Annotated in this window: 19 protein-coding genes; 9 read left to right on the top strand and 10 right to left on the bottom strand. The window is 52.1% G+C overall.

The window, feature by feature from the left end:
• Positions 1 to 34: 34 nt before the first annotated feature.
• Complete coding sequence (locus N7E73_RS11515; protein WP_432734893.1) at positions 35 to 1186, top strand: efflux RND transporter periplasmic adaptor subunit; 1152 nt, start codon at positions 35 to 37, stop codon at positions 1184 to 1186.
• Positions 1187 to 1251: 65 nt separating this feature from the next.
• Positions 1252 to 4386, top strand: coding sequence for an efflux RND transporter permease subunit (locus N7E73_RS11510; RefSeq protein WP_432734892.1), 3135 nt, complete (start codon positions 1252 to 1254; stop codon positions 4384 to 4386).
• 262 nt (positions 4387 to 4648) lie between these two features.
• Here N7E73_RS11510 and N7E73_RS11505 read toward each other — a convergent pair whose 3' ends face one another.
• From N7E73_RS11505 to greA, 5 genes are all read right to left on the bottom strand, one after another.
• Entirely contained in the window at positions 4649 to 5275 is a 627-nt protein-coding gene (locus N7E73_RS11505; RefSeq protein ID WP_432734891.1) for a phosphatase PAP2 family protein, read from the bottom strand.
• A gap of 30 nt (positions 5276 to 5305) precedes the next feature.
• The gene (locus N7E73_RS11500) at positions 5306 to 6427 is read right to left on the bottom strand and encodes an ATP-binding protein (protein ID WP_432734890.1); all 1122 of its coding nucleotides are present in this window, start codon (positions 6425 to 6427) and stop codon (positions 5306 to 5308) included.
• Positions 6428 to 6445: 18 nt separating this feature from the next.
• Positions 6446 to 6883 (bottom strand): META domain-containing protein, encoded by a 438-nt coding sequence (locus tag N7E73_RS11495; RefSeq protein WP_432734888.1) that lies wholly within the window; start codon positions 6881 to 6883, stop codon positions 6446 to 6448.
• A gap of 80 nt (positions 6884 to 6963) precedes the next feature.
• Positions 6964 to 7704, bottom strand: coding sequence for a hypothetical protein (locus tag N7E73_RS11490; protein ID WP_432734887.1), 741 nt, complete (start codon positions 7702 to 7704; stop codon positions 6964 to 6966).
• 126 nt (positions 7705 to 7830) lie between these two features.
• Entirely contained in the window at positions 7831 to 8313 is a 483-nt protein-coding gene (gene greA / locus N7E73_RS11485; protein ID WP_432734886.1) for a transcription elongation factor GreA, read from the bottom strand.
• Between the two features lie 384 nt (positions 8314 to 8697).
• Here greA and N7E73_RS11480 point away from each other — a divergent pair, with 384 nt between their 5' ends.
• A complete protein-coding gene (locus N7E73_RS11480) occupies positions 8698 to 9891 on the top strand; it encodes an HD-GYP domain-containing protein (protein ID WP_432734885.1) in 1194 nt (397 codons plus the stop codon).
• A gap of 25 nt (positions 9892 to 9916) precedes the next feature.
• On the opposite strand, the gene N7E73_RS11475 is transcribed toward N7E73_RS11480, so the two are convergent.
• A complete protein-coding gene (locus N7E73_RS11475) occupies positions 9917 to 10216 on the bottom strand; it encodes a hypothetical protein (RefSeq protein WP_432734884.1) in 300 nt (99 codons plus the stop codon).
• 500 nt (positions 10217 to 10716) lie between these two features.
• On the bottom strand, positions 10717 to 10848 hold the full coding sequence (locus tag N7E73_RS11470) for a hypothetical protein (protein WP_432734883.1): 132 nt from the start codon (positions 10846 to 10848) through the stop codon (positions 10717 to 10719).
• Between the two features lie 321 nt (positions 10849 to 11169).
• On the opposite strand from N7E73_RS11470, the gene N7E73_RS11465 reads away from it, so the two are divergent.
• From N7E73_RS11465 to N7E73_RS11455, 3 genes are read left to right on the top strand one after another with little or no spacing between them, the layout of a single operon-like run.
• The gene (locus N7E73_RS11465) at positions 11170 to 12306 is read left to right on the top strand and encodes a glutamate synthase (protein ID WP_432734882.1); all 1137 of its coding nucleotides are present in this window, start codon (positions 11170 to 11172) and stop codon (positions 12304 to 12306) included.
• Positions 12270 to 13904: a glutamate synthase-related protein gene (locus N7E73_RS11460; protein ID WP_432734881.1), complete on the top strand. Its 1635-nt coding sequence runs from the start codon at positions 12270 to 12272 to the stop codon at positions 13902 to 13904. The genes N7E73_RS11465 and N7E73_RS11460 overlap by 37 nt, the downstream gene beginning before the upstream one ends.
• A 29-nt stretch (positions 13905 to 13933) precedes the next feature.
• On the top strand, positions 13934 to 16261 hold the full coding sequence (locus tag N7E73_RS11455; RefSeq protein ID WP_432734880.1) for an FAD-dependent oxidoreductase: 2328 nt from the start codon (positions 13934 to 13936) through the stop codon (positions 16259 to 16261).
• 380 nt (positions 16262 to 16641) lie between these two features.
• On the opposite strand, the gene nhaB is transcribed toward N7E73_RS11455, so the two are convergent.
• From nhaB to N7E73_RS11440, 3 genes are all read right to left on the bottom strand, one after another.
• On the bottom strand, positions 16642 to 18264 hold the full coding sequence (gene nhaB, locus N7E73_RS11450; RefSeq protein ID WP_432734879.1) for a sodium/proton antiporter NhaB: 1623 nt from the start codon (positions 18262 to 18264) through the stop codon (positions 16642 to 16644).
• A 144-nt stretch (positions 18265 to 18408) separates the two neighbouring features.
• Positions 18409 to 20208, bottom strand: a complete 1800-nt coding sequence (locus N7E73_RS11445) for an SLC13 family permease (RefSeq protein ID WP_432734878.1) — start codon at positions 20206 to 20208, stop codon at positions 18409 to 18411.
• A 38-nt stretch (positions 20209 to 20246) separates the two neighbouring features.
• The gene (locus tag N7E73_RS11440) at positions 20247 to 20714 is read right to left on the bottom strand and encodes a hypothetical protein (RefSeq protein WP_432734877.1); all 468 of its coding nucleotides are present in this window, start codon (positions 20712 to 20714) and stop codon (positions 20247 to 20249) included.
• A gap of 642 nt (positions 20715 to 21356) precedes the next feature.
• On the opposite strand from N7E73_RS11440, the gene N7E73_RS11435 reads away from it, so the two are divergent.
• The 3 genes from N7E73_RS11435 (at position 21357) to N7E73_RS11425 (ending at position 25423) form a co-directional block, all read left to right on the top strand.
• Positions 21357 to 23405, top strand: coding sequence for a S16 family serine protease (locus N7E73_RS11435; protein ID WP_432734876.1), 2049 nt, complete (start codon positions 21357 to 21359; stop codon positions 23403 to 23405).
• Between the two features lie 303 nt (positions 23406 to 23708).
• Positions 23709 to 24416, top strand: coding sequence for an HAD family hydrolase (locus N7E73_RS11430; RefSeq protein WP_432734875.1), 708 nt, complete (start codon positions 23709 to 23711; stop codon positions 24414 to 24416).
• A gap of 272 nt (positions 24417 to 24688) precedes the next feature.
• Positions 24689 to 25423, top strand: a complete 735-nt coding sequence (locus N7E73_RS11425) for a substrate-binding periplasmic protein (protein ID WP_432734874.1) — start codon at positions 24689 to 24691, stop codon at positions 25421 to 25423.
• Positions 25424 to 25443 lie beyond the last annotated feature (20 nt).

The raw sequence follows: 25443 nt of genomic DNA, 5'->3' as shown, positions 1-25443 counted from the left end.
CTGCATGTCATTTTTCTCGACGGAGAAGGTTAATATGAATTTAAGACTCTCGGCCCTAGCCCTGCTGCTCATGGCCACCACCGGCCTTTTCGGCTGCTTCGGCGATGAAGGCAAGGATCAGAAACAGGCTCAGGCCGTCCCGGTAAAAGTGCTTGAAATCAAGGAACAATCATATCCTGTCATGGGAGAATATGTTGCCCAGATCGAGGCAATGAAAACGGTAGATATTCGCGCCCGGGTGCAGGGGCATCTCAAGGAACGGCTTTTTGAGGAAGGACAGATAGTTGATGAGGGACAGCTCCTATTTGTCATCGACCCCCGTCCATACGAAGAGACTCTGAAAAAGGCGGAAGCCGAACTAGCCAGCAGCAGGGCCTCACTGAGCAAGGCGGTCAAGGATTACGACCGTTTCAAGGCCCTATTTGATCAGGGAGCGGTCAGCCGCGAAGAATACGACTCCAAAATCACCGACCGTCGGGTTCTTGAAGCCAACGTGAACAACGCAAAGGCTCAGTTGGAGCAGGCAAAACTGGATCTCGGGTTCACCCAGATTACAGCGCCCATGAAGGGAATAATCGGACGTACAAAGGTCAACCCGGGAACACTCATAACTGCAGAATCAACAGTATTGGCCACCATTTCGGCCACAGACCCGGTTTATGTGAATTTCAGCATTCCCGAAAAAGAGTATCTGGTAGCCATCAGGGCCATCGAAGCCGCCAGGAAACAAGGCGTTCCCGAAAAGCATACCACTCTGCAGATAATCCTGGCCGACGGGGGCTTTTACGAACACAACGGGACCTTCAATATGGCCGACCGCGCGGTGGATCCCTCTACCGGAACATTGGGCATCAGGGCGGAATTCCCCAACCCGGAAAAAATTCTGCGCGATGGCCAGTATGCAAAAGTTGTCGCCATACTCAAGAATTTCGAGAACGCGCTCGTAGTCCCATCCCGGGCAGTACTTGACGTACAGGGCCGGAAATCCCTCCTGACTGTGGCTGCCAACGGGACTGTCGTGGAAAAACCGGTCACAATAGAATACCAGAATGACCGCGACTCCGTGATCGGCAACGGGATTCAATCCGGAGAGCTGATCATCGCCGACGGGGTAAACAGGATCAGGCCCGGAACCCTCGTCACTCCGCAGACTCAAGACACGCCTCAAACCGGAACAGCACAGTAGAACTGAATACAACTTCGTCTCCCCGTCGTTGACGGGGAGACGTATTTACCCTGCAGGAAAGAGTCATGGTCAACTTCTTTATCGACAGACCCATTTTTTCATCAGTTATATCCATCATAATCACGTTGGTGGGGCTGCTCAGCATCTTCACCCTTCCCATTGCCCAGTATCCAGAAATCGCCCCGCCCACGGTACAGATCTCCACGGTCTACACCGGTGCAAGCGCTGACGTTGTCGAACAGACCGTAGCCGCCCCCATTGAGGAGCAGGTCAACGGAGCGCAGGACATGCTCTACATGAACTCCATCAGCTCCAACGACGGACGCATGGTTCTCAACGTCACCTTCGAACTGGGGCGCGACCTTGAGCTTGCCACTGTCGACGTTCAGAACAGGGTCAGCCTGGCCTCTCCGCAGCTTCCTGCAGAAGTAACCAAATCAGGGGTTTCGGTAAAGAAACAGTCCCCGAGCATGATCTGCGTCATCAGTCTTCTCTCTCCTGAAAAGACTTACGATTCACTTTTTCTGAACAACTACGCAAAAATAAACCTTTTTGACGCCATTTCCCGCATACCCGGAGTAGGAAGTGTCGCCCTGTTCGGTGATCAGGACTACGGTATGCGTATCTGGCTTGATCCTGACAAAATGGCCCGCATGTCCATCACTGCCGACGACATCGTCAGGGCAGTTCAGGAGCAGAACCTGCAGGCACCGGCAGGACAGGTTGGTCAGCCCCCGGCAGCATCGGGCCAGCAGTTCCAGCTCACCGTCAGGGTCAAAGGCCGTTTGAGCGAGCCTGATGAATTCGGCAATATAATCATCAAGGCCAACCCGGACGGAAGCACTGTACATATCCGCGATGTGGCCCGCGTTGAAATGGGGTCCAAGTCCTACTCCGCGTTCGGGCGTCAGGGGCAGTCCGATGCAGCCATGCTGCTTGTCTACCAGCTTCCCGGCGCCAACGCCCTGGACATCGTCGAGAACGTCCGGGCGACCATGAAGGACCTTTCCGGCTACTTCCCTGCCGGCATGGTCTATGACATTCCCTACGACACCACCCTGTTCGTGACCGCATCCATCGACGAGGTTCTGGAAACCCTCTACGAGGCCATGGCCCTTGTTTTCATAGTGGTTTTCATCTTCCTGCAGAACCTGCGGGCAACCATCGTCCCCATGATCGCGGTTCCGGTTTCACTGGTGGGCACATTCGCATTCTTTCAGGTGCTCGGATTCTCCATCAACACCCTGACCCTGTTCGGCATGGTTCTGGCCATCGGTATTGTTGTTGACGATGCCATTGTTGTGGTGGAAGCCGTTCAATCAAAGATTGATGAACTGGGCATGGATGCCAGGACCGCCACCAAGGAAGCCATGAAAGAGGTTTCCGGCCCCATTGTAGCCACCACCGCTGTACTTATCGCCGTATTCGTTCCTGTTGCCTTCATGGGAGGCATCACCGGCCAGCTCTACCAGCAGTTCGCCCTGACCCTTGCGGTTTCGGTGGCAATCTCGTCGGTCAACGCACTGACCTTTTCCCCGGCCATGTCGGCACTGCTGCTCAAGCCTCAACATGACATGCGCGGCCCGCTCGGCTGGTTTTTCAAGCAGTTCAACAAATACTTCAGCAGGATAACCACCGGATATACCACCGGGGTAAAGCTTATCATCAGAAAGTCGGTAATCGCGCTGGGAATCTTTGCCGTACTCATGTTCGGAACATTCACCCTGTTCAAAACCGTACCAACCGGCTTCGTTCCCAACGAAGATCAGGGTTACTTCATGATCAACGTGCAGCTTCCTGAAGGAGCCTCCCTTGAGCGCTCTGACGCCGTGGTCCAGAAGGTTGAGGAAATTCTCAAGAATGAAGCAGGGGTAAAGGACTTCTTCGCGCTTGGCGGGTTCAACCTGATCACCGCAGCATACTCTTCCTACACTTCAACCATTTTCGCCATCCTTGAGCCGTGGGGAGATCGAAAGAGTCCGTCTCTGCACGTGAACGCCATTCTGCGTAAAGTCCAGAAGCAGCTCATGGGCATACAGGAAGCCCGCATAATCTGCTTCAACCCGCCGCCCATCAACGGCATCGGTTCCACCGGAGGTCTCCAGTTTGAACTTCAGGACCGCTCAGGCGGAACAGTTGAAGAACTGGCCCAGGCCGCCAACGATTACATCACAGAACTTAACAAGCGTCCCGAGCTGATGAACATATTCACCACCTTCAGCGCCAACGTTCCGCAGCTCTATGTTGACGTGGACCGTGACAAGGTGCGCAAGCTGGGTATCCCCCTGAACGAAGTGTTCAGCGCACTGCAGACCTTCCTCGGCGGGTACTACATCAACGACTTCAACAAATACGGCAGGACCTACCGGGTCATGGCCCAGGCGGATTCCCAGTTCCGCACCAGTCCGGATGACGTTTCCAGATTCTACGTGCGCGGAGACACCGGGAAGATGATCCCGCTCTCCACTCTGCTGGACCAAAAAAAGATCTACGGCCCGGAATACATCCAGCGTTACAACCTGTTCAGGGCCATCGAAATAACCGCTGCAACGGCCCCCGGCTACAGTACCGGTCAGGGCATTGCCATAATGGAAGAAATTGCGCGCAAGACCCTGCCCCGCGGATATGGTTTCGACTGGACCAACATCGCCTATCAGGAAAAGAAATCCGGCGGCGAGATCGTGGTTATCTTCGCTCTTGCGGTCATGATGGTCTTTCTGGTTCTTGCGGCCCAGTACGAAAGCTGGATCATTCCGCTGGCGATTGTCTTTGCCGTGCCTCTGGGAGTCTTCGGAGCCATCTCTGGTCAGTTCGTGCGGGGTCTGGACAACAACGTCTACGCCCAGATCGGATTGATCATGCTCATCGGGCTGGCGGCCAAGAACGCAATTCTTATCGTCGAATTCGCCAAGCATAAGTACGAGCAGGGAGAGTCACTCGTCGACGCGGCAGTAGATGCGGCCAAACTTCGCTTCCGCCCGATTCTAATGACCTCGTTTGCCTTCATTCTCGGAGTAGTTCCGCTGGTCATAGCTCAGGGAGCCGGTTCCGCCAGCCGCCATGCGCTGGGAACATCTGTTTTTGCGGGCATGATAGCAGCAACTATACTCGGAGTTCTGTTCGTCCCCCTGTTCTACGTGCTGCTGGCCAAGGTCCAGCGTAAGTCCGGAAAGGATACGGGCGACTCGAAAGAGTCATGATAAGGCTCGAACAGCGGTCCAACGGGACCAATCCATAAAAATATATCCCGCGCAAACTGAGATTGCGCGGGATATATTTTTTAATAACAAGCAGAGTTTCTTAGCACGGATATTTCAGCAGGGGATGCCTCCGGCGGCCAAAGGAGCTAAGCCCCTTTGGAATCCCTATTAGTTTCAAGCTATTGCCTTTGAAACCGCCGCACGGAATTCTGTCATGCGGAGCTGAAGCAATAAGAATATTTGTCTGAGATCTGAGAAAAATCTACTCTTCCCTGAACAGGTAGTAGTGCCCCCAGACAGCGCAGGTTACGCCTATAAAGCCCCCGAACATAACATCGGAAGGATAGTGCCTTCCTACCACCACCCTGCTGATGCCGACCAGCACAGCGACGATAAGCGGGATATACTTTTTGCGGGACAGAACAAATGCAAGAACCGAAGCTAGAGAAAAGGCCCGCAGGGTATGCCCGGAAGGAAAGGAATTCTGCATATATTCGGATGAAAACCAGGTGAAGCCGTAAGATCCGTTTTCGAAGAACACCGGCGGACGGTACCGCCCGAAAAACCACTTCAACTCATCGCCGATCAGCATGGCGGCCATGGGCGCAAGTGCCAGAAGCAGGATTGAGCGGGCTCTCCTGCCGAAGCCATAGATCATTCCGTCCAGGGCTCCGGCCAGCAACAGAAAAAAGGTCACCGTCTGGATCACATTCTTTGAGGCCAGCCAACTGATCATATTACCGACCTTTACTGCAAAAGTACCTTTCAACGGATGTACGGCCTGCGCAACGGGGATATCCAAAAACAGGAAAAAAGGAATGATCAGAAAAACGGTCATCAAAGCGGCAAGGGCTGTAAAGAGCACAGTAGAACGTGATCTGTTTAGCATCAGTAGCCTCCTGTTGGGGATGAACAACGGTCACTGGGATGTGATCGGCAGCTTGATATAGAAATTGGTCCCTTCTTCGCTGGAAGAATCAAACCAGGCTCTACCCTGAAGATAGTTTTCGGTGAACATTTTGACACTGTACGTTCCAAGCCCGCGCCCCTTCCCTTTTGTCGAGAAAGAACGCTTGAAAATCTGACTGGCTACAGTAATGGGAATTACGCCATGATTGTTGACAATAAGCAATGCCGAATCGTTTTCACGAACAGCTTCAACAGTCACAGTTCCCCCTGTCGGTGAAGCTTCAATAGCATTCTTGATTAGATTCTCAAGAATCCTGTAAAGCAGGCGTTTGTCTGTGGTGATTTCAAAATCATCCACTTTTTTGACAATACTGATTTTCTTATCAAGAACCATCTGGCTGGCCGAAAAGAGAGTGCAGATGGAATCAACAATCCCCGCAAGGAAAAACTTCTCGTTATGCACTTCCAGCTGTTTGTTTTCCGCAGAGACAAAAAGACGGTGGGCGTTTATTTCATTGGCCATGAAACGGACCCGGTCGATAATCATCGCGGCAAGCTGTTTTGTGCTCTCCTTGATTGCCTCCTCCATGAGCAGGCTTCCCGCGCTGGCGATCCCGTTTACAGCATTCATCAGGTCATGGAGAAATATCTTTTCCACCACTTCCTTGTTTTTGCGGTCGGAAATATCAGTCAGGTAGACAATTCCGAAACGTTGTTCCCCTACCACGAGTGGCGCGGCTGTAACTTTAAAAACAAATGAGCTGACCATGCCGTCCGTTTCGGTGAGCAGTGTACATTCCTCAGTCCCGATCCTTCCGGCAAGGGCTTCGCACATGGCTGTCATTACCCCGCACTGGGCACAGAAATTGGATTCACCGCACCTGCATCCCACGGCATTGCCGCAATGAAAAATCTCACCCGGCCTCCTACAGAGGAGCTCATCCACTGCAGAGTCTGAAATAAGTTCATCCATCGCCTTGTTGTAAAGGACTACCTCCCTCTCGGAATTCACTACAAATGCCGCACTCGGGACAGAATCAATAAGACCGGAAACGACCATATCCCTGAGCATCCTGTGCTGCTCCATGACGTGTTCCGGGCATGACTCCGGGGTCTGTATACAACTTTTCATTATGACTCCGGATTCCGGTCAATAATCATCGGAAAAACGCAGCACATGCCCGCCGCCTTCCATGTAGAACATCCCGTTTTTACGATACATGGTCTGCACATTCTCAAGAGCCTGCATAACTTTGAATTCCTGAATATTAAGAGCCTTGGAGCAGGCCTTGCGGGTCGTGGCCAGCGGTCCGGTCTTGAACACGCTGTTAACAGTGGAATAATAGCCCCTGAAGCTGTTGCAGCCGCCGGAACCGTAGATCTTTCCGTCACTGTCGAAGCGGACCCAGATATGGGCAAAATCGGTTACTCCCAGTCCGTCAAGGTCTTCAAGCACCCATTTAGTATTTCTTGTGGAAACAAAATCAGCCTGCGGAGCCTGTGTGCGGGGCGCACATCCGGCAGGAATCAGCAGCCATAGAAGAAAGCAGATTATGACTATGTTTTTCAATTTCACAGAATATTTCATTGCAACCTCCATTCCTGCAAGTTTAACTTCAACCGCCACAATATGATAGGGAAAAATGAATAAAAAGGGAGTACGATGAATTACAGTCCGCAGAGCATGAATCCCAGTATCAGTCCGCATTTATCAGGGCATGAAGAATAGAACTGCCTGTGCTGTCTGCGACCGGAACGATTCGGGACACCGTAGAAGAACTCGGCAATCGAGATCGGACGAAAACCGTTAAGTGCGGCATAATTAAGGAGCTTGGGAGCACAGCAGTCTCCGGTTCCGGTCGGCAGTCCGCCGCATGAAAGGGCTATCTCCGGCATGGAACGGACCTCCCCGAGAAAATTGCGGACCCGGTAGATTGCATGGATCTTCCGCATCAGATCCCGGGAGATTTCCTTACGCTCCACAGAAAGCTGCCTGTACTGATCAGAGACTGCCCCGGCGGACTCCATATCTCTGCCGATCTGCTTTATCCTGCGTTCAGTTGCTGACGTAAGGTCGAAGAATTCAGCCTCGTCGATGACCGGATCCACCCAGCCGGGAGCACTCCAGCGGCCATTGTACTGCCCGGAAAAGGCTCTGGCCGTTCCCTGACACCCTTCACCTTCTTCATAAACCATTACCCCGAACATCTGCCCCCGGGCCTGCCCGAAAAGATAATCTGTGCTGTAGACAGCCTCTGAGGCTTCGACTCCCACCGTGAAATCAATACGCCGCTCCCGGTCGAGCGTATCCATCAACTCCAGGCAGCTGTTCACTGCTCCAGACGAATCGAGAACATGGACAACCTGACATTCATTGCAATACCCTGATATATTTATGATTTTATTCATCGCTCTCAACCGGTCAGGTTATAAAAAAACAGGGATGTGCCGTGCGCACACCCCCGTAAATTTCATGCAATAAAGCAAGAGCTGATGGGCCCTGTTCAACGCGTCGACGGAGCAGAACTGCTTCAGCTAGGAAACAAGTCCTTTAAAAGTTACTGACACAATACCGTATTCGATCTTACCTTTGGGCGCATTGACAATCACTTCATCGCCCTCCTGCTTTCCAAGCAGAGCTTTGCCCACAGGAGATTCAATAGAGATTATGCCCTTCTTGAAATCACTCTCGTCAGGTCCCATGATGGTGTACTTCTTGGCTTCGCCGGTCTCAATGTCTTCAAGCTCCACTGTAGCACCGAAAGTGACTTTGCTGCCGCCAAGGGTAGCCATGTCAATTATGTTGAACTGCGGAATACGTGATTCAATATAGTTGATCTTCGCTTCAAGCATCCCTTGTCTTTCGCGAGCGGCATGATAACCGCCGTTTTCCTTGAGGTCGCCCTCTTCGCGTGCTTCCTTGATGGCCTGGATGACTTCCGGGCGTTCCCTTTTGAGCTTGTCGAGCTCACTTTTGATTTTTTCAAAACCTTCTTTTGAAATGGGTATGCTGCTCATTTCATAAACCTCGAATTAGTCCGTCGTTGTCAATAAAAATGCAGCCACTTGCAGGAAACCCCTGAAAGTGGACTGCCGGTATACAGGGCAGCCATCGGCTGCTTGAAAATTCTGCCTAGAACATCCTGACGACTTGGTCAAGTCGCTTTTGCCTTCACCTTATTGGAGATATATTTGCGGGATGTTCAGATCTATTTGAATGATATTCTAAATCCATAATAAAATAAGTCAAGGAAAACACGAAAGCAACGATTAGCATCACCTGGATAATCACCCAGAATAACTTAATAAAACACCAGACCATAAATCAATAATAGATTTCGTCGTCATATTTGCTATGATCCTCCTACAAAGCAGGTGACACATAGAGATAAAGGATAAGCAATGCCGGGCAACATCAAGTCAATCAGGAAAGAAGATCTGAAACCGGGAATGTATGTTCAAAGCTACGGGCTAGGCACATTCACAGATCCCCTTGTAGAAGTCGGACGCTTTATTGAATCCTATGATGACATCATCAAGTATCTTCCTGATGACACTGCAAAAGTTGAAATACTGACGGACAAGGCTCTTTCTGAAAAAAACGAAATCAGGTCGGAACGTCCAAAAAGGAGCGCGGAGCAGGCTGCGCAGGAACTTTCCGCGGCACTGCCGGAAGCACGCCGCATTCACGAGGAAGCACTAGATTACGCGCGCAAATTCATACAGGACGTAAAGGACGGCAAAATCATAGAAGTTGAAGAGGCCGAACCAATGATCGGAAAGGTCATAGACAGTATCTCCACCAACGGAGCTGCCGCCCTGACCCTGGCTTTCCTGAAACGGTATGACGAGTACACCTATACCCACTGCATCAACGTCAACCTTTACAGCCTGCTGCTTGGCAAAGCCCTTGGCCTTGAACGCAAGCAGCTTGAGAAGCTCGGAATAGCCGCAATGTTTCATGATGTCGGCAAAGGCCGGGTTCCGAACAAGGTCCTCAACAAGCCCGGCAAGCTGACCGAGCAGGAATTCGAAGTCATGAAGGGACACTCCATGCAGGGCCTGAACGTCCTCAAGGAAGTCCGCGGACTGGACCTCTCCATCCTGCGCGGAGTGGTCGAACATCATGAAAGATATGGCGGCAACGGCTATCCCCGCCAGTTGAAGGGAGAGGAAATCCACCCCTTTGGACGCATGATTGCCATTGCGGATGTATACGATGCCCTGACCAGTGTCAGGGTGTACAAGGAGGCCATGACTCCGGCAAAAACCCTGAGTCTCATGTTCAAATGGAAGGGAACCGACTTCGATCCGGCCTACCTCAACCGCTTTATAAGAATAATGGGTATCTACCCTCCGGGTACAATGGTGCAACTGGAAGACAAACGCTTTGCACTGGTGCTTGAAACCAACGAATCATCACCCTTAAAGCCAAAGGTGAAAATACTGTTCAACAGGCGCATGCAGCCTGTGCAGTCGGAATGTATCGACCTTGCGACCTTCAGAAAAGACGGCAACGAACTCAAGGTGCTGCGCCAGCCGGACCCGAGCGAGCTTGGAATCGATCTCAAACAACTGGCCAGATTTCTGGTTTGATGGAAGAGACCTCGTTTTTTCCGGATCAGAGGACAAATTCCATTTCTGAAAAAATTTTACCTTCATCATAGATACCGGGGTGGGAGTCCTCCAACTGAGCAGCAGCGGCAAAGAATCCATCCCAGCCTATGACTTCAGCAACCTTGCCCCTGTTGACGAAAAGCTTGAATACCGTTCCTCTTGGGCATTTCGTCATATTAATTTCGAGCACACCTTTATCATTGGTTTCCAGCCATACTGCGGACCAAGCAGTTCGATCCCCTTCAGTTTTTTTATATTTTTCAAAAAAAGCCTCAAAAATAACTTCAACCCTTTCACGTTCCATAATATTACCTCCACTACTCATGCGTTTGTAATGATAATATCATCAGCATGCCTGAATCTGTCCCTCGTTTATCACCAGCCATTACGTAAAAAGCAAGGGCAGTTTTAACAACGCTGTCACACTACCTTTTTGCTGTTCAGCCACCCTGACACACAAATATAAAAATTACACATTTGTATTATACCCCATACAACCTGTGCGCTGATTTACAATTTTGCAATTTTTTAAGAACGCATTTTAATCCTTCAAACCAGAAGCGGATCAAAAAGCCACCCGAGGTAAAAACAATCTTCTCCAAACCCCATTATTTCATGACCAAAAACGAACCATAAATCGTTGAGCCAATCACTATTTTACGGTCATTCCGATCTATTTTAGCCGTTTTTGTCATCTACGTCACAATGAATACCCACCCACCGGAACCAGGACCATTCTTGACAAAAACAACGACTCCAGCATAAAAATATTTTTATAACAGTATGTTATATGCAAAAAACCAGTCAACAATCCAGCCGACGCGCAGCACTTCCACCCCTACTAGAGGCTGCCAGAATGTCGTGAATACCGTTTTTCCCACACAAAAAAACTTCACTTTCGTATTTTTGTTTGCCAAAATTGTTTTTCTCTGCCATTGTGAGCTTCCTGATTCGCTCTAATCAACAAACAACCATCTTTTAAATTCCGATTTAGATTCAATTTCAGACCCCTGAAAAACAGATGTGCCAATTTTGAGAGGTGGAAAAACTCAAAATGTCAAAAAAAGACCGGTGCACATTACTAAACTCGAAACGCCCCGATTAGAGCCTAGGTGGCTGATACGCTTTTCTGAAGACACATTCGAGGCCTGCATGAATGGATTCCGGAACCGGCATTATCCTTCCGGAGACCACCTGCCTACAGCTACGGGCCGCTGTACTGTGTTCAACCTTATAATCATGGAGTGAGCTGACAATATGTGCCGTTTATTTGCGCTGACAAGTCGCGATCCAATTTCACCCATGCTCGCCATCAATGCCCTCAACACAATGAAAGAAGGGCACGATGGTTCCGGCGTGGGACTCTGCCTCAGAGGGCTGGGCGGTCGTTTTGAAGAGGAACTGCAGGGCTGCCCGATTCTGTCCGGTATTTTCACCGAAGCAGGTCTGCGCAGGCTTGAACAGTATACAATGGACCACGGATTCAAGTCCCAGTACAGCATCCTTTACAACCCCGAGACCGCACCGCCCAAAGGAACCCCCGTCCGCGGCACATACGCTGCCATTGCCTACAGGGTCCCCAGAGGCTGGGATGAACTTACCCCCGCCCAGCAGGGAGAAAAACTTGTCCAGATGAGACTGGACCTGCGGCGCATGGGCGAAGAAGACGGAGACATCATGGTCTTCTCCTTCTGGCCTGACACCATTGTTGTCAAAGAAGTCGGCGACCCCCTTGAAATCGGCGAATGGCTCCAGCTCGGCGCCAACAGAAACATCTTCGCCCGCCGCATTCTTGCTCAGGGCAGGCAGAACACCAACTATGCCATCAACCTCTACGCCTGCCACCCCTTCTTCATTGAAGGCGTAGCCTCCATGACCAACGGGGAAAACACTGCGTTCCTCCCCATCAAAGAATACCTGCAGTCCCGTGGGGTAACCGGATACACCGGATACCAGTCCGACTCCGAGGTTTTCACCCACATCGCCCATTACACCACCAAGCGTCTGGGGCTTGATATCCGTGCCTACAAGCACGTCATCACCCCGCTTATGGACCATGAAATGGCCGACCATCCTGACCGCGAGTTCCTGGCGACCATCAAGAGATCCTGCCGCAAGCTCATCATCGACGGCCCCAACTGTGTCATCGGAACCCTTGATGACGGTTCCATGTTCATGGTTCAGGACCGCAAGAAGCTTCGTCCCGGCATTGTGGGCGGCAAGGACGGAATCTACGCATTCTCGTCCGAAGTATGCGGAATCGACGCTGTCATCCCCGACCGCGACAGATCCAAGGACTTCCAGCCCATGCACCTCGATACAGTAATCGTCGGACCCGACTGCAAGGAGATAATCACATGCTCACAGAAAGACCAATTACCCCGTCAACTTTAGGCGTAAAAGACCTGAACTGGCAGATCGAGTGGGACAAGAATCTCTGTACCCAGTGCGGTCGCTGCACTTCCGTCTGCCCGGTGAACGCCATTGAACTTGGTGTATTCCGCAAGCGCGAGATCAAGACTCCCGCCGGCCTGCGCACCAAAGCCGAGAACGAATATTCCATTTTTTACGGAATCCGCCAGAAAACCGATCCAGCCTATGCCTGCATCGGCTGCTCCATGTGTAACATGGTCTGCCCCAACAATGCCATCGGTCCCAAGCGCGAAGAAGGTTCCACCACCCAGCAGTTCCACATTGACCGCGGCGGCAACCCCCGTACCCGCGGTGGACGCCGCAACTCCGGCGAATCCCTGCTGGACCAGATCAAATTCATCAGGATCTCCATGCTCACCGACCCCGCGCTTGATGCCGGTCGCCACGAGTTCCGCCTGCACACCCTGCTCGGACGCGTGCAGTCTCCCGAGGAGAGCCTCAAGACCTATGCCGAACACGGCTGGAAACCTCCGGTACGAGAAATTTATCCTCTGGTAATCGGCGGCATGTCCTTCGGCGCCCTTTCCCCGAACATGTGGGAAGGCCTGCAGATGGGTGTTGCCTACCTCAACGAGGAACTCGGCATGCCCGTACGCATCAGCACCGGTGAAGGCGGCTGCCCTCCCAGACTGCTGCGTTCCCGTTTCCTCCAGTACGTAATTCTCCAGATCGCATCCGGTTACTTCGGCTGGGATGAAATCATCCACGCCATTCCCGAAATGCAGGTCGACCCCTGTGCGATTGAAATCAAATACGGACAGGGCGCCAAGCCCGGAGACGGCGGACTGCTCATGTGGTACAAGGTAAACAAGCTCATCGCCGCCATTCGCGGTGTACCCGAGCGGGTCAGCCTGCCCAGCCCCCCGACACACCAGACCCAGTACTCCATTGAGGAGTCCGTAGCCAAGATGATCCAGTCCATGAGTATGGCCTGGGGATTCAGGGTTCCTGTATACCCCAAGATTTCCGCCACCTCGACCTCCACGGCGGTTCTCAACAACCTGACCCGCAACCCCTACGCCGCAGGCCTGGCCATCGACGGAGAGGACGGCGGAACCGGTGCGGCGTACAACGTCTCCATGAACCACATGGGACACCCCATCGCCAGTAACCTTCGTGACTGTTACAACGCTCTGGTCGCAACCGGTAAACAGAACGAACTGCCCCTGATTGCAGGCGGCGGTATCGGAAAGTCCGGCAACCTTGCAGCCAACGCAGCCGCTCTGATCATGCTCGGCGCAAGTGCGGTACAGGTCGGTAAATACGTAATGCAGGCCGGTGCCGGCTGTCTCGGCTCCGAAAAGGACCGCTGCAACGTATGTAACATCGGCGTATGCCCCAAGGGCATCACCTCTCAGGACCCCAGACTTTACCGTCGCCTTGATCCTGAAAAAGTCGCCGAAAGGGTTGTTGACTTCTATCTGAGCTTTGACACTGAAATCAAAAAGATCATCGCCCCTCTGGGCCGCTCCACCTCCCTGCCCATCGGCATGGCGGACGCGCTTGGTATCAGTGACCGTGATGCTGCTGAAAGACTCGGCATCAAGTACGTGGTTTAACAACAGCTCACGATATACGGAGAGATAAAATGGCAACAGAAAAGATTTGCATCAGCGGTCTCGAAGAAGGCGCCCGTGTTGAATCCCGCATCCTTGAGGAACGGATTCAGAAAGCGGTTGCCGACGGAGCCCGCAGGCTTGAAATAAACGCCATGGGCCAACACGGCATTGGCGGACGACTCTGGATTTCAAAAGAAGAACCCATTGAGATCGACGTAATCGGCACATCCGGCCAGCGACTCGGCTCAAAAGGTTTCCCCGGAACAACCATCACCGTTCACGGCTCCGCTTCAGACGACGTGGGCTGGCTCAACGCCGGTGCTGAAATCATCGTTCTGGGCAATGCTTCCAACGGTGCCTGTAACGCAATGGCCCAGGGCAAGGTCATCGTCAACGGCGACATCGGCGCACGCGGCATGACCATGACCAAGACCAACCCGCGCTTCGATCCCCCGCAGCTCTGGGTGCTTGGCTCAGTTGGTGACTATTTTGCCGAATTCATGGCCGGCGGTACCGCTGTAGTCTGTGGTTACGAGCCCCAGAACCCCAGCAACGTACTCGGCTTCCGTCCCTGCGTCGGTATGGTTGGCGGGCGCATTTTCGTACGCGGACCCCACGGTGAATTCTCCACTGCTGACGCCATCCTTGAGCCCATCACTGATGCGGACTGGGAATGGCTGACCGCAAACCTCAGGGAGAACCTTGCCAAGATCGGCCGCTCGGAGATTTACGATTCCCTCGTAGAAAGGAAAGAATGGCAGCTCATCCGCGCCAAAACTCCTTTTGAGAAAACCGGCAAGAAACGTCGTTCCATGAGCGAGTTCCGTTCCACTGTCTGGAACGCTGAACTCGGACATGGCGGCCTTATCGGTGACCTTACCGACCTTGACCGTTCACCGATCCCGCTGATCACCACCGGAGAACTGCGCAGGTTCGTCCCCGTATGGGAAAACCGCAAATATCAGGCTCCCTGCCAGTCCTCCTGCCCCACCGGCATGCCCGTGCAGAAGCGCTGGCAGTTGGTCCGCGACGGCCTTGTTGACGAAGCTGTGAACCTTGCCCTTGCGTACACCCCGTTCCCTGCAACAGTCTGCGGCTACCTCTGCCCCAACCTGTGCATGGACGGCTGTACCCGTGGGGTTAAGAACCTGCTTTCAGTTGATATAACCAAACTGGGCCGCGAAGGCGTCAAAAGCCCCGCTCCTGAACTTCCGCCCCTGTCCGGCAAAAAAGTCGCTGTCATCGGCGGCGGTCCCGCCGGTATTTCCGTGGCCTGGCAGATCCGCCGCAAGGGACACGAAGCCGTAGTCTACGACATGTCCGACAAACTCGGCGGCAAAATATCTTCCGCAATTCCTTCCAGCCGTATCCCGCAGGAAGTGCTTGATTCCGAGCTCGAACGCGTCTCCAAAGTTATTCCGCATGTCCACATGCAGAAACAGCTGACTGCCGACGATTTCGCTGAACTTCGCCAGAACAACGATGCCGTGGTGCTGGCTATCGGTGCCCAGAAGCCCCGCATTATCCCAATCCCCGGACACGAACGCATCACCCCCGCCCTGACATTCCTCAAGAATGCCATGAAGGGCACAGCCAAAGTCGGCGAAAAAGTGGTCATCATCGGTGCCGGTAATGTGGGTTGTGACGTGGCAACAGAGTGCGCACGCCTAGGAGCAAAGGATATCCTGCTCATCGATATCCAGAAGCCAGCCGCCTTCGGCAAGGAACGCAAGGAAGCAGAACATGTGGGTGCGAAATTCCGCTACCCCTGTTTCACTCAGGAAATCACCGAGGAAGGCGTTGTGCTCAAGACCGGCGAGGTGCTCCCGGCAGACACCGTCATCATGTCCATCGGTGACACACCTGACATCGACTTCCTGCCCGACACCATCGCTCTGGACCGCGGCCACATCGTGGTCAACGAAGACTTCCAGACCACCGAACCCGGCGTATACGCCATCGGAGACGCAGTTCGCCCCGGCCTGCTGACCCATGCAATCGGTCATGGCCGTCATGCAGCTGAGACACTGGATGAAATCTTCACCGGCAAACGGCCCGAAGCCCAGCCCAAGGAAGTCATCGACTACCAGAGAATGACCCTTGAATACTTCGACCCGCGCCTGACCGAATTCAGCGATGTGAAGCAGTGTGCACAGGAGTGTTCCTCCTGCGGTTCCTGCCGCGACTGCGGACTCTGCGAAACCGTCTGCCCGCAGGCTGCAATCTCCCGCAAGGGGCTTGAAGGCAAGGATTTCGAAATGGCCTGCAACCCGGACAAATGCATCGGCTGCGGTTTCTGCGCCAATGTCTGCCCGTGCGGTATCTGGAATCTTGTTGAAAACAGCCCGATGGGTTAAATATTACCGTCTTAAAGATCTGGCCCCCGAATAGGTCGGAGGTGACAGATGGATTCTTAAGATAGAAGGCCGCCGGATTTCCGGCGGCCTTATCTTTTGGCGGACCAAACCCCATTGCCCGGATCAGTTGCCGCCAGAAGGTGTCTGACTGAGCTGGCCGAACAAATGGGCTTTCATGATTCCGTAGCCGTATTCAGGCCCTGATTTTACAGACCTGAATGGCATTCTTGTTTATCCTATTCCGTCAACTCCATTGTGACTGAAGACATGAAAGAAGGGATAAGAATTAAGGCGGTAGTACTGAGAAGATAATGCCTCTTCCCCCGGCAGTGGAGATCTGCCGGAGAAAGAGGAGTGCCGCACCTGGCGGCGTGACAGGACTACAGGAAGTAGTTAACTGCCACGAGTCCCATGAGGGACATTGTGATGGTGTACGGCAATGCGAGCATTACCATCCGGCCGTAAGAGAGTCTTATGACCGGGGCAAGAGCTGAAGTCAGCAGGAAGAGGAAAGCCGCCTGACCGTTAGGGGTTGCCACACTGGGAATGTTGGTCCCGGTGTTGATGGCCACAGCCAGTTTGTCGAAGTGATGCATGACCTCAAGTACCTTGGCGGCAGTAGCTTGAGGCATCCCTGCGACAACATCGGCCCGCATAAGGTGCGGATCGGTGAGCTTATCCATCAGTGCCTGCCCGCTCATGCCTATATCGGGAATGGTTCCCAGCAGGTTGATGAAATGCATTTTGGTCTCGGAGATATAGACAGTTGCCACGAATACGTTATCGGAAATGGCCGAAAGAAGGCCGTTGGCGATGTAGTACGCTGCAAGCTGGGTGTGTCCCTGGAGACTGAGAACAAATTCGATGATGGGATGGAAAATCCCCTGATCGTGGATAACTGCCACAACGGAGAAGAACACAACGAGAAGAGCAGTAAAGGGCAATGCCTCTTCAAACGCCCGTCCAAGGTGGTGTTCTTCAATGATTCCGTTCATTGATGTCAGAATAATAATTACGGAAAGACCGATGATTCCGACTGCTGCCAGATGGAAAGCAAGCGCAGCTACCAGCCAGACACCGGTAAGAGTCTGAATGATGAGCCTGGTCTTGCCTTTCTGACCCTGCTTTTCTTCCATTTCTATGGCCGTTTCCAGCAGGTGGGAACGGATGTTTCCGGGAAGAGTGGCTCCGTAACCGAAGAGATGGAATTTTTCGACGGTAATACAGGTAAGCAGACCTACAGCCAGAACAGGCATGGACACCGGCATTACCTCAATGAAGAACTCAACGAAGTGCCAGCCCATTTCCCCGCCGATCAACAGGTTCTGGGGCTCACCGACCAGGGTACAGACCCCGCCCAGAGCCGTACCAACAGCACCGTGCATCATCAGGTTACGCAGGAATGCTCTGAATTCCACCAGATCCTTGCGGTTCATCTCAATAACAGCCTGGTCATTGCAGAGGTCATGATCACAATGCAGGGTCTTGCCGGAGGCGAACCTGTGGTAGATGTTGTAGAAACTGTATGCCACCGCAATGATGACCGCGGTAACGGTCAAAGCATCCAGAAACGCCGAGAGGAATGCCCCGGCAATACAGAACAGCAGCGAAATGATAACCTTTGACTGAACACGCACCAGTATGCGGGTGAAGGTGAACTGGAGAAATTCCTTCATGAAGTAAATACCGGCGACCATGAAAATCAGCAGCAGGATTACTTCGAAGTTGTTCACGGCTTCATGATAAATGGTTTCCGGGGATGTCATGCCCAGAATTACCGCTTCCATGGCCAGAAGGCCGCCTGCTGGGAGCGGATAGCATTTAAGAGCCATGGCAAGGGTGAAAATAAATTCGGCAATAAGAGCCCAGCCGGCAACCAGCGGCCCGGCCGTAAACATCAGCAGCGGGTTGATGACAAGAAATGCAAGAATGATTTTCTTGTACCAGTTCGGAGCACTTCCGAGAAAGTTACTGCCTAGAGATTGCAGAAATGTAGGCTGCATCAGAGCCTCCTTTTATATGCCTCCGGTAACCGGACACAGCCATGGCGGCAGCGCTGGACACCGTTTATGTTCGAGAAATATGGTCCGTCACAGTAAAGGAAAGGCCGGACTGGCCGGCCTTTCCTTACGGGGGAATGATATTTATTAATAAAGGGTCATGAGGGCAAAAAGCATGACACCCATGTAAAGAATGGTCATGCCTGTTCCGGCGCGCACATAGTCAATAGTCTTGTATCCGCCGGGCCGCATGATCAGGGCGTTGACCTGATGGGTAGGCAGAACAAAAGTATTGGATGCTGCAACCGCAACAGTGAGAGCTGCGATACGCGGATCGACTCCGGCATTTAGGGCCATGTTCATGGACAGGGGCACCAACAGAACAGTTGCACCGACGTTCGAAGCCACAAGGGTGAAGAACGAGGTCAGCGCACCGATAACTGTCAGCAGAACCAGAGCTGACGGGTGACCCAGAGCGGCCATGATGCTGTCAGCGATGAACTTGGCTGCACCGGTATTTTCAAAGGCCATACCCAGAGGGATAAGCCCGCCGAGCAGGAAGACGGTCATCCAGTCTACGGACTGGTATGCTTCGTCAATACTCAGGACCTTGGTCAGAATCATGCCGAGTGCTCCGGTAAGCAGAGCGATGGACAGCTGGATGTGCAGACCAAGGATCATGAACAGGGAAACGACCAGCCACATAAGGGCGATCTTCGCCTTGTCGGCACGCAGGATTTCGCCTTTAACCTCTTCGGTGAAGACAAAGTCCGGTCTGTCCTTGAGCATGTGGAACATTTCCCAGCGTCCATGCAGGAGCAGTGCATCGCCGGATTCAAGGGAAAGATCGGTCAGACCGCTGATGAACAGCTTCTCACCCCTGAAGATGGCGAGCGGAGATACCTGGAAACGGTTGCGCAGCCCAAGTTCGCGAAGAGTCATGCCTACAAGCTCGGAACGGGGGGTAATGATACCCTCCATAATGCCGGCGTTGTTGGGGGAAAGCTCTTCTGCGAATGTCTCAAGATCTTCCTTGAGGGTCCAGCCGTAATCGGCTGCCATGTGCTGAACAAATTCAAGAGGGCCTACCACGGCAAGATAGTCACCGGGCAGGATCTTTTCCAGCGCATCAGGAGCGATCTTGTGGTTCTTGCCTTTTTCGCGGGCAATGGCCACAACAGTGGAAAAGTAGGTGGGACGCAGTTCAAGGCTCAGCAGGTCATGGTCACAGGTCCATGACTCAGGGACATGCAGTTCATAAAGGGAACCGATGCCGCCGTAAGTGTTGGTAAGAAGTTCGGACATGGGTCCGGAACCTTCACTTACACTGCTGCCGGGCAGGATGAACCGGCCCATGAGCATGAAATAGATAAGCGCAGCCACAACAAGGGCGATACCGATAGGAGTTACGCCGAACAAACCGAAGGGCTCGTAATGCTTTCCGCCGACGACCATCAGGTCGTTGAGCAGAATCAGCGGGCTGGAACCGACCAGGGTCAGACAGCCGCCGATGATTGCGCAGAATCCCATGGGCATGAGCAGACGGCTGACCGGAACACCGGTCTGGTTGCCGATGCGTTTTGCAGCAGGCAGAAAAAGAGCCGCAGCCCCGATGTTCTGCATGAAGCCTGAAATGAAGGCAACAGTACCTGCTATGAGTGCCATGATCCTTGTTTCGCTCTTTCCGGCGAACTTCAGGATTACCCGCGCAAGGGAGTTCATTACACCGGTCTTATCCAGACCGGCACCGATGATGATAACCGCGATGATGGAGACAACGGCGTTACTGCTGAGCCCGCTGATCGCCTGTTTAGGAGTTACAAGGCCAAGCAGGGGCAGCAAAACCATCATGATGATGCCGACAACGTCGACTCTCACCCATTCGAAGATGAAGAGCAGTACCGCAAAGGCCAGTACTGCCATTACAAGAATAATCTCTGGAGTCATAATTTCCCTTTGGTCTGTGTAGCAGTTTACGGGCGGGACTATTTGACCCGCAGCATCGCTCGCGTATATACGGGAACGGCTCTGCCGGTCGCCCTGTGGCTGGCAACGTCTTCCATTACATAACGAACGTTACCGTCTTCGGAATGAAGATCGGCAACAACGGAATCTTCGGCTCCCTGCTTGACGACATGTGCAAACAGAAGTCCTGCTTCCTGTGCCTTTGAAGAAAAGCTGGAAACGTTTTCCTGGGATCTGGTCCTGAAGTTGTCGAAGTCGGCCCCCTGCTCGTCCAGGTTGAGGGCGACCAGACTGCTTCTGGTCCTGGCTGCCATTTCAATTGCATAGTTTACCACGTTGCCTGAGAAAGCTGATCCCTTGCTTACAACGAGAATCTTCCCTCCGGAACGGGTGGTTTCGGAAAGGTTTTTGACCAGCTTATCGTTTGCATCCTGGGAAACTTCGGTTTTTCCGCTTTTGGAACGGAAACGGTTCAATAAAGTTTTCAAGAAAAACCCCCTTTCTTTGGGATCGGCCAAGACCTGATCCCGGTTGATGGCCCATGTGCCAACGTTACAGGTGTTCGACTGATTAGCTGCCTTTGAAGCGTAAAAGCGTTCCAATAGACCAATAAAGCTCTGTACTGTGGCCATGGTGCCTCCTGGTTTTAATTTCCTTCCTTTTGGTTCCCCTTATTGATCAATATTTGTGCCAAACAAAAATCAAGGTATAAATTCATTAAAAACAGACACTTAGATAAAATGGCATTTTTGAGCCATTTTAAGTGCGTTACCATATGCAACACTAGCATGTAGTTCATCCCCTATTTCTCGGGGATGCCCCGAAATGAATTGAAAAGCACACGTTTCACTATGCAACGACGTGAGCACTCTTTTTGTGAGTGCTCGCGGTCAATTTTTGTTGTATTTGAAAAGTAAAATGGACTGCTCTCAGATAATAAAGTATAATATTTCAGGAGAATATAAATTTTAAAGACAGCTTGTGCAAAAAAGAACAGAATCAACAATATTCGTTTCAGTTTGCAACGTTAACATGACTTTAATATAATGATATTGATAGGATACCGTTGTCGTGCGACCATGAAAAAACTGTTTCAGTTCAGGTAGATCTGATCAATCGGGAGGGAAGACATGAAGTGGTTCAACAGAAAAAATACCGATTCCGTGCGGCCTGAAGAGAGCAAGCCCGAGAGCACGGTCGAAAAGGAGCAAGGCCCGGAGAGCCTTGCCGAAGACATCTGCTCCCGGGTGGAGTCTGCCGATCTCCCTCCCCACATTCTGAATGCCGCACGGGATGAATGTGAACGTCTTCTCAAGACAGACAAGTCTTCTCCAGACTTCGCCATAGCCCACAGCTATCTCGAATTCATACTTTCCCTTCCATGGAATATGACAACCAAGGATGATCTTGATCTGCAGCGCGCCAAGGAAGTGCTTGATGCCCGACACTTCGGCCTTGATAATGTAAAAGAACGCATTCTGGAGTTCCTTGCGGTAAAGAACCTGCGCAGCCGGATCAAGCCGAGTCTCATAATTGCCGATGACGAACCCATTGCCCGCGAGAACCTGTCCATAATTTTCGAACACGAAGGTTTCGCAGTACGGACCGTTGCAAACGGGCTTGAAGCTGTTGCCGCAATGGAAGATGATCCGGCCGACATAGTTCTCACCGACCTTAAAATGGAAGCAATGGACGGTCTTGAACTTCTGGGAGTACTGCGCAGCCGCTGGCCCGACACCGGAGTGATAATGCTTACCGGTTATGCCACGGTCAAAACGGCTGTGGAGGCCATGAAAAAAGGTGCCGACCAGTATCTGGGAAAACCGGTCAACCTCACCAGACTGCGCGAACATGTTCAGGACCTGCTTTCACGCAATCAGCGGATTCAGGGGATACACGGGCCGGTACTATGTTTCAGCGGCCCTCCGGGAACAGGCAAGACCTCCATCGGAAAGGGAATTGCGGAAGCCATGGGCCGAAAATTCATCCGCATGTCCCTTGCCGGACTGCGCGACGAATCCGAACTCCGGGGCCACCGCCGGACCTACGTGGGTGCCATGGCCGGAAGACTGCTGCAGAGCATCCAGAAAGCAGGGGTACGCAACCCGGTCATCATGCTGGATGAGATGGACAAAATCATTCAGCACTTTCAGGGGGACGCCACTTCAGTCCTGCTTGAAATCCTTGATCCGCAGCAGAACAACGCCTTTGTGGATCACTTTCTGGGTCTGCCGTTTGATCTTTCCGGCGTCCTTTTCATCGCCACGGCCAATATTCTGGACAGAATTCCCGGACCGCTGCGCGATCGCATGGAGATGATTGAATTTTCAAGCTACACTGCCGGAGAAAAGGTCAGGATAGCGCAGGATTACATGCTCCCTGAACAGTTGCGCAAACACGGGTTCGGGGTGCATGAAGTTGAGATCAGCACAGAAGCGGTAAAAAGGCTCGTTGCCGACTATACAAGGGAAGCAGGACTTCGCGGGTTGGAAAAGCAGTCCGCCGCACTCTGCCGCAAGCTTGCCAGACGCAGCCTTGAATCACCTGAAGGCTCCATCCCCCTCAAAGTGGATGCCCCCGATCTTCCCTCAATCATGGGCCCCCCGCCGCATTTCAGCACCACAGTGAGCAATGTCCTCAAGACCGGTGTTGCCACAGGTATGGTCTGGTCTGAGAATGGCGGGGAAATAATTTTCGTTGAAGCGGTAAGAATGCACGGCAACAAGAACCTCATCCTTACAGGATCGCTCGGAGAGGTCCTGCAGGAATCGGCACAGACGGCCCTCAGCTATCTACGCTCAAATGCCGGTAAGTTCGGTCTGTCGGACGATTTCTTCGAGTCATCGGACATACATGTGCATATCCCGGCCGGGGCTGTCACAAAAGAAGGACCATCCGCCGGGCTAACCATTGCCGTGGCGATACTTTCGCAGCTTACCGGACGAAAAATCAGGCAGGATATGGCCTTCAGCGGAGAGATCTCCCTGCATGGTGACGTACTGCCTGTGGGTGGAGTGCGCGAAAAGATTATGGCCGCGGCAAGGTCAGGGGTACGCACCGTGGTTCTGCCGGAAAAATGCGCCATGTCCGTGGAACGACTCGACCCGGATGTTCTGGAAGGGCTTGAAATCAAACTGGTCGAACGACTTGAAGATGCTTTGGAAATCGCCCTCAACTGAGCAGTTTGTCTTTCCTGCATCCGCAACATTTATGAGAGACATCTTCCCCCTGCCCGCGAAGCGGTCTCTCTGCTTACCTTTTCCCTCTGATTTTCCTCAAATGCTTGGGCTTGGCCGCCAGCCTCATTACACAGGTATATTCCCTGTCCAGTCTCCTGCTCCGTTCTTGATACGGACTCGCTACTTTCTGAACAGAATATGCCGCCTATTTGTTCCGGCAAAAAGGAGGAACACAATGTGTCTGAGTCTTCCGTCAAACAGCAGTCAAACCGTGTTAACAATATAAGGATAAAGGTGCCTGCCGTGACTCCAGAAATTCAGGCCGTTTTTTTTGACATGGGAGAAACCCTGTATACCTACAAAGATCTTCCGCTGAGCTGGAAAGACCATTTTCAGGCAGCATGGCAGGAAGCATTGACCGCGTGCGGCTATTTCCCCGATGAATTGGAGTTGTCGACCCTGAGCGGCTACATGGGAAGATTCAACACCCGGGAAGTTGCCCGCGAAGTTGAATATGATTCCAACCACATTCTCGGAGGGGCTTTGGAATCCATAGGATGTGATTCAGTTCCGCTCTCCGGCGTTACCAGTAATTTCTTCAATTACTTCAGAAACAGCCTGAGCCCCTATCCCGAAACGGCGGCGGCACTGGAGATGCTAAGGACACGCAATATCAAGGTAGGTGCGCTCACGGATGTTGCGTATGGCATGCCCAGAGCATTTATTGCCGACGATCTGAAACAGGTTGGAATTCTACATTTGATTGATGTGTGGAAAACTTCGGTGGACATCGGTTTCCGCAAGCCGAGCCCCAAAGGACTAGCGCATCTTTGTGCTCTATCCGGCTGCAGGCCTGAATCGGCAATTTATGTCGGGAATGAACGCAAGGATGTGCAGGCAGCAAACAATGCCGGACTCATTTCTGTTCTGATCCATCGTAGCGGGCTTCCTGAGCCTGACTGGGGACAGGAGCATACAATTCATTCTCTCATGGATTGCCCGGGCTGCTAAAATCTGAGGCTGCGAGATGAGATTTAAAGGTCATTTTCAGGTCAGGACAAACAGGTCAAGCCGGGCCGCAAAGTTCGACCTTTTGATTCATAAAAATTCCAGACAAATTCTGAGCGGTTGATATATTTAATTTCATATTCAGTTGTTTTACACGCGTGTTTACGCTACTTTGGCTGCGTTTCAATAAGTCGACAACCCAGTGCTTTTATGCTGTGGAGAATCTGTGAATTAATATGGCACATCTAAGATGGCATATGCACATAATGCTATGTATGGCAATAATAGTATTTCACGCCAACTTCGTTTTTGCTGAAGCAACAAGTGAAATACGGTTTGCCTACACCTCTGCTGGAGCACCATACTGCTGGGAGGACAACTCTGGAAGAATGCAGGGTGTCTTCATTGACCTGTTAAATGAAGTTTTTGAAAAACGGATGGGTATCCGGACAGTGCATAAAGGATATCCTTGGAGCAGGGCTCAGCGAATGGTCGAAAAGGGTGAAATGGATGCATTTTGCACAATAGCCACACCAATTCGAGAAAAGTACGCGGACTTTTGTCCCACACCGATTCTGTCGTCGGAAGTATTGATTGTCACATGGAAAGACAACCCCGGAAAGAGCAGGATTTTAGGACTCAAAAGTCTGGACGATCTCAAAGGCTATCGCGTTATCACCTACCGCGGCAATGGATTTGCTTCCACCTATAAAGGGGGCAGCATCACTCAGGTGGAAAATTCCATAAAGGCCCTGCAGTTGGTCGCGATCAACCGTTACGATGTTTTTTTTGATCTTGGTCTGCACGTAAAATATTATTCCAGAATTGCCGGGGTGGAAAATGATATTGTCGGAGCTCCCTTTGCCGCTTACCCAGTAATGAAATTTCGTCTAGGAATAAGCCGACGGTCCAAATGGATGTCCAGAATAGCCGAAATAAACAACGTGATTCGTGAAATTCATGAAGACGGGACTTACGACGCGATTCTGAGCAGATATAAACAGATGTAGTTTTAACCCTTATCTTTCCC

It is taken from the genome of Maridesulfovibrio sp. FT414, assembly GCF_050916235.1.
Classification (GTDB): domain Bacteria; phylum Desulfobacterota; class Desulfovibrionia; order Desulfovibrionales; family Desulfovibrionaceae; genus Maridesulfovibrio.
This window is presented reverse-complemented; position numbering and strand designations above follow the sequence as displayed.

Bases quoted from the DNA above. Each gene is read 5' to 3' on its own strand.
- N7E73_RS11480 (WP_432734885.1), top strand. From the start codon at position 8,698: ATGCCGGGCAACATCAAGTCAATCAGGAAAGAAGATCTGAAACCGGGA.
- N7E73_RS11505 (WP_432734891.1), bottom strand. From the start codon at position 5,275: ATGCTAAACAGATCACGTTCTACTGTGCTCTTTACAGCCCTTGCCGCT.
- N7E73_RS11425 (WP_432734874.1), top strand. From the start codon at position 24,689: ATGGCAATAATAGTATTTCACGCCAACTTCGTTTTTGCTGAAGCAACA.
- N7E73_RS11435 (WP_432734876.1), top strand. From the start codon at position 21,357: ATGAAGTGGTTCAACAGAAAAAATACCGATTCCGTGCGGCCTGAAGAG.
- N7E73_RS11465 (WP_432734882.1), top strand. From the start codon at position 11,170: ATGTGCCGTTTATTTGCGCTGACAAGTCGCGATCCAATTTCACCCATG.
- N7E73_RS11475 (WP_432734884.1), bottom strand. From the start codon at position 10,216: ATGGAACGTGAAAGGGTTGAAGTTATTTTTGAGGCTTTTTTTGAAAAA.
- greA (WP_432734886.1), bottom strand. From the start codon at position 8,313: ATGAGCAGCATACCCATTTCAAAAGAAGGTTTTGAAAAAATCAAAAGT.
- N7E73_RS11460 (WP_432734881.1), top strand. From the start codon at position 12,270: ATGCTCACAGAAAGACCAATTACCCCGTCAACTTTAGGCGTAAAAGAC.
- N7E73_RS11495 (WP_432734888.1), bottom strand. From the start codon at position 6,883: ATGAAATATTCTGTGAAATTGAAAAACATAGTCATAATCTGCTTTCTT.
- N7E73_RS11515 (WP_432734893.1), top strand. From the start codon at position 35: ATGAATTTAAGACTCTCGGCCCTAGCCCTGCTGCTCATGGCCACCACC.
- N7E73_RS11470 (WP_432734883.1), bottom strand. From the start codon at position 10,848: ATGGCAGAGAAAAACAATTTTGGCAAACAAAAATACGAAAGTGAAGTT.
- N7E73_RS11510 (WP_432734892.1), top strand. From the start codon at position 1,252: ATGGTCAACTTCTTTATCGACAGACCCATTTTTTCATCAGTTATATCC.
- N7E73_RS11500 (WP_432734890.1), bottom strand. From the start codon at position 6,427: ATGAAAAGTTGTATACAGACCCCGGAGTCATGCCCGGAACACGTCATG.
- nhaB (WP_432734879.1), bottom strand. From the start codon at position 18,264: ATGCAGCCTACATTTCTGCAATCTCTAGGCAGTAACTTTCTCGGAAGT.
- N7E73_RS11455 (WP_432734880.1), top strand. From the start codon at position 13,934: ATGGCAACAGAAAAGATTTGCATCAGCGGTCTCGAAGAAGGCGCCCGT.
- N7E73_RS11445 (WP_432734878.1), bottom strand. From the start codon at position 20,208: ATGACTCCAGAGATTATTCTTGTAATGGCAGTACTGGCCTTTGCGGTA.
- N7E73_RS11490 (WP_432734887.1), bottom strand. From the start codon at position 7,704: ATGAATAAAATCATAAATATATCAGGGTATTGCAATGAATGTCAGGTT.